We start from the raw sequence: 4462 nt of genomic DNA on the forward strand, positions 1-4462 counted from the left end.
CGGAGGTCCAAAAGCCAGCAGGCGGTCTCTAACGACCAGGATTCCGACGGCCTTCCGCCCGCACTCTACATAGCACAAATCCAATACACAGGATTCCGGATCAAGTCCGGAATGACGGGAGTGAGGTGTTCATGGTGCCAGAAATTTAAACCGGACTGCAATGCCGCGAGGGACAAAGCTGGCAATCGCCTCCTGCCCCGCCCCTTTATGCAAAAACGAAGCACTACTTCGCCGGCTGTCAACCCTCGGCAGTCGCTGCAGCGCAGCAAGCGCAAGTTTCGGACAAGTCGCCGCCGTTAACCATTCGTTAACTTTTGAACGCGGAATCACCGACATGCAGATCGAAAGCAATATTGGCGGATATAACTATCAGGGTCGCATCCGTGACATTGAAAAAGCTGGCAGCGCTCAAAGCGCGCCGGAGGAGCAGGCGGTAAAACGCGGCCCCGGCAACCCCACCGTTTCCAGCACCATTCTTTCCCAGTCGCTGGCCAATGTTCTGTGGGCCGTCGGCAATGGCAGTGCGCCCGCTTATCAGGATACGACCGCGGCTTCCCCCGAGGACAAGGCGGAAGCCGAGGTGGAATGGGTGCGCAGCGCCTATTCGGAATATACCGAATAGGCGATTCCAATCAGACCCTTGCCGGGCTGACTTCCACCGTCACATGCGAGAGTTCATGTATGGCGGCAAGTTTCTGCTTGTAGAAGGCCGGCGCTTTCGGCGCCCGCGAATGGATCGCCACGATGGCGGCGTGATGCCCCGGCCCTACCTGCCAGACATGCAGGTCGGTGATGCGATCCTCTTCCGTCTCAACGCTTTCACGGATTTCCTGCGGCAAATCCTCCGCCGGCGGCAGCGCATCGAGCAGTGTCGTCGCCGTGGAGCGGATCAGGCCCCATGACCAGCGGGCGATGACCAGACCGCCAACGATACCCATCAACGGATCGAGGAACGACCAGCCGTTCCATTTGCCGAGCAGCAGCGCGACGATGGCGAGAACCGAAGTCAGCGCATCCGCCAGCACATGCAGATAGGCCGCGCGCAGATTATTGTCCCGGCCGCCCTTTGCGCCGTGGTCCGCATGGTGACCGGCATGGGAGCCGTGATCGTGATGGGCGTGGCTGCCATGGCCATGATGGGCATGCGAGCCGTGGCCGTGACCATGCCCACGTCCATGATCGTGGTGATGGTCATCCTTCAAAAGCACGGCGCTGAGAAGATTAACGGCAAGGCCGATGATGGCGACGAGGATAGCCTGGTTGAAATCGATTTCAACGGGATTGATGAGGCGCATCGCGCTTTCGACGGCAATCAGCAACGCCACCACCGCCAGTACGATGGCGCTGGCAAAACCCGCCAGATCGCCGAACTTGCCGGTGCCGAAGGTGAAGCGCGGATTGCGCGCCTCGCGGCGGGCATAAAGATAGGCCAGCGCCGAAATCAGCATCGCGCCGGCATGGGTGGACATGTGCCAGCCATCCGCCGTCAGCGCCATGGAGCCATACCAGTGGCCGGCAACGATTTCCGCCACCATCATGGCCGCGGTCAGCGCAATGACCATCCAGACACGCCTTTCATTGCGCTCATGGTTCTGGCCAAGGAAAACATGGTCGTGACCGGCTGCTGCACGGTGTTCGGATGTCGTCGTCATGTCGCTAATCCTGTTCGATTTTACCGGATATAGGTCTTCAGCACCTGGGCCAGCTCTTCCGCCGCCCGCGCCCGCTCGTCTTCATTTTCGGCATGCACCACATGCTCGTGCAGATGCTCCTGCATCACCTCCCCGGTCAGGCCGGAAAGCGCGCCGCGCACCGAAGCGAGCAATTGCAGCACCTCGCCGCAGGGCTTGGCATCATCCAGTGCGCGCTCCACCGCCTCCATCTGCCCTTTCAGGCGGCGGATGCGGGCCAGAAGCTTCTCCTTGTTGCGGATCGTATGGGACATGGGCACCTCATATACTATAGGGGGGTATACTATATGAGCGGGTTTTTCCGTTCAAGCCCCGTGCGACGCAATCCTCGCGAATGTTTCGGCCGTTAAAAATACCCCATGAAACTTAGGGGACTCAGTCATGACGACTATTGCAGCAACCATCAGCAGCTATCATCCCACTCCGATCCGGAGCCTTGAGCCGACAAAGGGCAAGGAAACCCACTCCACCACCGAAGCCCTGCTGGAGCTGACGCGCGCCGCGCATCGCACCATTTCGAGCGTCGAAAGCATCGCCACGGCCGTCGCGCCGGCCGCCGCCAGCGTTTCCACTGGCCTTGCCGCAGCGCTCTGGAACCTCGACAGCGGCGCTTCCACGACGACCGCACCCGCTCTGGACATGGGCGAAATGGCCGCATCGGCACAGCCGGAAACCGCATCCAGCATCGAGAACGATGTCCTCAAGGCGCTCGCCCAGGCGCTCGGTGTGGATGAAGCCGCCTGAAACCCATTGAACGGCAGGCTGAAAAGCCATATCTCTAGAGACTAGAGCATCGCACCCGGAACGGCGGAGCCATCCGTTCTGCCGTCGCTGCGCCCTAGATATGGAGAAAAAGATGCTGTCCATCGGTGAACTGTCCAAACGCACCGGCGTCAAGGTGCCGACTATCCGTTATTACGAGCAGATGGGCCTCATCCGCGAAGCCGACCGTTCGGACGGCAACCAGCGCCGTTACGAAAAGACCGACCTCGAAAGGCTGGCTTTCATCCGCCATGCGCGCGATCTCGGGCTGAACATCGACGCCATCCGCGAACTGATCGCGCTTAGCCAGCACCGGCAGATGCCCTGCGAAGGCGCGGACCGCATCGCCGCCGAACACCTCGCCCATGTGCGCGAGAAGATCGCCAGTCTGAAGAAGCTGGAACACGAGCTGGAGCGCATCGTCTCCCATTGCCACGGCCATTCCATAGAGGATTGCTACGTCATCCGCGCGCTTTCCAATCACAGCATGTGCGAAGGTGAGCATTGATCGGAAAACCGGGCTTGACAGATTGCGGATTCGGGCGCATTGCATGTCCCATGATCAACGAACGCGCACCCATCTCCTGCTCGTACTTTTGGGCCTACCTCTAAGGGCGGCTCGACAGATCATATTGTCAACAAGCCGCCGTCAGGCGGCTTTGTTGTTTCTCAAGCGTCCTGACGGCACCGATAAGACCAAAGGACCGAAAAATGACCGAAGATAGCTCCCTTACACTGGAAAGACCGCCCGTCGTCATCATTCGTGGCGCACGCAAGACGGATTTGCCCGAGCTCAACGAGATGATCACGCTGCTTGCCTCCTACCACGGCGATGCGGCGGCGATCACGCCGGCGAAACTGGAACGCGACCTGTTCGGCCCGCTGCCCTGGGTGCATGGCCTCGTGGCCGAAGCCGATGGCGCGCTGATCGGTTACGCCCTGCTTCTGCCGCTCTACAGGGCGCAGGAAGGCCGGCGCGGGCTTGAGCTGCATCATCTATTCGTGCGTGACGGGCATCGCGGCCATGGCACCGGCCAGCATCTGGTTTCCCGCGCCCGCGATATCGCCAAGCGTCTCGGCTGCGACTATCTTTCCGTCAGCGCCACGACCGGCAATGTCGCGGCGCATCGTTTCTACGAAAACATGGATTTCGCGCCCCGGCCGGTGACCGGCATGCGCTACATGCAGTCCATCGCCTGATTAAAAACCACGGAGACGGCCATGACACGGATCGCCATTGCGCTGGCGCAGGATTTTGCGGATTGGGAACCGGCGCTGCTTGCTGCGGCAGCCCGCAGCTATCTCGGCGTCGAGATCGTCTACGCCACCCCCGATGGCGGGCCGGTGACGTCGATGGGCGGGCTGACCGTGACGCCTGACACATCCTATGACGCGCTTGATCCGGCCGGCATCGATGCGCTCGTCATTCCCGGCGGCTTGAGCTGGGAAAAGGGGACGGCTGTCGATCTTGGCGGGCTGGTGCACCGGTTTCGCGACAGCGACCGGCTGGTTGCCGGCATCTGCGCGGCGGCAAGCGCGCTCGGCGGCACGGGCGTCCTGAACGATGTCGCCCATACCGGCAATTCGCTGGCATCCCACAAGGCCTATGCCGTCTATAGCGGCGAGGCGCTTTATCGCGACCAGCCGAAAGCGGTCAGCGATGGCGGTATCGTCACCGCCGCCGGCAGCGCGCCGGTCAGTTTCGCTGTGGAAATCCTGAAACACCTCGGCCTCTTTGGTCCGGAAGCCGAGGCGGAACTTCAGGTTTTTGCGGCGGAGCATCGCTGAGGCGGACGCTGATATTGTGGGCCACGTAAGCCCGCCCTCCCTCATTCCTGTGCTTGTCACAGGAATCTAGCCAGCCCAAGTCCTTGGGCTGAAAGGACTCTTCCCGCCGCGCGGACGCGCGACGGCTGGCAACTGTATTGGCGGATATTATTCTCAGGGTGTCCTGAATGTGGTTTTATCCCTGAGCATGGCGTTTGCGATGACGAGCAGTTTGCGGGCGA

7 protein-coding genes are annotated in these 4462 nt (G+C 61.1%); 5 read left to right on the forward strand and 2 right to left on the reverse strand.

The genetic code is table 11. The annotated features are described in order from the left end of the window. The first annotated feature begins 334 nt into the window (after window positions 1–334). Window positions 335–622 carry a hypothetical protein gene (locus tag ACQZ5N_RS26290; protein ID WP_065654236.1) on the forward strand — a complete coding sequence of 96 codons (288 nt, stop codon included), beginning with the start codon at window positions 335–337 and terminating at the stop codon, window positions 620–622. A gap of 10 nt (window positions 623–632) precedes the next feature. Here ACQZ5N_RS26290 and dmeF read toward each other — a convergent pair whose 3' ends face one another. Then, a complete protein-coding gene (gene dmeF / locus ACQZ5N_RS26295) occupies window positions 633–1652 on the reverse strand; it encodes a CDF family Co(II)/Ni(II) efflux transporter DmeF (RefSeq protein ID WP_448734560.1) in 1020 nt (339 codons plus the stop codon). Between the two features lie 20 nt (window positions 1653–1672). Continuing rightward, the gene (dmeR, locus tag ACQZ5N_RS26300) at window positions 1673–1945 is read right to left on the reverse strand and encodes a Ni(II)/Co(II)-sensing transcriptional repressor DmeR (protein ID WP_003509296.1); all 273 of its coding nucleotides are present in this window, start codon (window positions 1943–1945) and stop codon (window positions 1673–1675) included. Window positions 1946–2072: 127 nt separating this feature from the next. Here dmeR and ACQZ5N_RS26305 point away from each other — a divergent pair, with 127 nt between their 5' ends. The 4 genes from ACQZ5N_RS26305 to ACQZ5N_RS26320 all read left to right on the forward strand — a co-directional run bounded on the left by ACQZ5N_RS26305 (window position 2073) and on the right by ACQZ5N_RS26320 (window position 4241). Then, window positions 2073–2435, forward strand: coding sequence for a hypothetical protein (locus tag ACQZ5N_RS26305; RefSeq protein WP_448734561.1), 363 nt, complete (start codon window positions 2073–2075; stop codon window positions 2433–2435). 112 nt (window positions 2436–2547) lie between these two features. Next, entirely contained in the window at window positions 2548–2961 is a 414-nt protein-coding gene (locus ACQZ5N_RS26310; RefSeq protein ID WP_142778881.1) for a MerR family transcriptional regulator, read from the forward strand. A 203-nt stretch (window positions 2962–3164) separates the two neighbouring features. Further along, entirely contained in the window at window positions 3165–3653 is a 489-nt protein-coding gene (locus ACQZ5N_RS26315; protein WP_003509304.1) for a GNAT family N-acetyltransferase, read from the forward strand. A gap of 21 nt (window positions 3654–3674) precedes the next feature. Further along, window positions 3675–4241, forward strand: a complete 567-nt coding sequence (locus ACQZ5N_RS26320) for a type 1 glutamine amidotransferase family protein (RefSeq protein ID WP_448734562.1) — start codon at window positions 3675–3677, stop codon at window positions 4239–4241. Window positions 4242–4462: the final 221 nt, after the last annotated feature.

It is taken from the genome of Agrobacterium sp. 22-221-1, from assembly GCF_053522445.1.

Coding starts and splice junctions, on each gene's coding strand:
- ACQZ5N_RS26310 (WP_142778881.1), top strand. CDS start 2,548: ATGCTGTCCATCGGTGAACTGTCCAAACGCACCGGCGTCAAGGTGCCG.
- dmeF (WP_448734560.1), bottom strand. CDS start 1,652: ATGACGACGACATCCGAACACCGTGCAGCAGCCGGTCACGACCATGTT.
- dmeR (WP_003509296.1), bottom strand. CDS start 1,945: ATGTCCCATACGATCCGCAACAAGGAGAAGCTTCTGGCCCGCATCCGC.
- ACQZ5N_RS26305 (WP_448734561.1), top strand. CDS start 2,073: ATGACGACTATTGCAGCAACCATCAGCAGCTATCATCCCACTCCGATC.
- ACQZ5N_RS26315 (WP_003509304.1), top strand. CDS start 3,165: ATGACCGAAGATAGCTCCCTTACACTGGAAAGACCGCCCGTCGTCATC.
- ACQZ5N_RS26320 (WP_448734562.1), top strand. CDS start 3,675: ATGACACGGATCGCCATTGCGCTGGCGCAGGATTTTGCGGATTGGGAA.
- ACQZ5N_RS26290 (WP_065654236.1), top strand. CDS start 335: ATGCAGATCGAAAGCAATATTGGCGGATATAACTATCAGGGTCGCATC.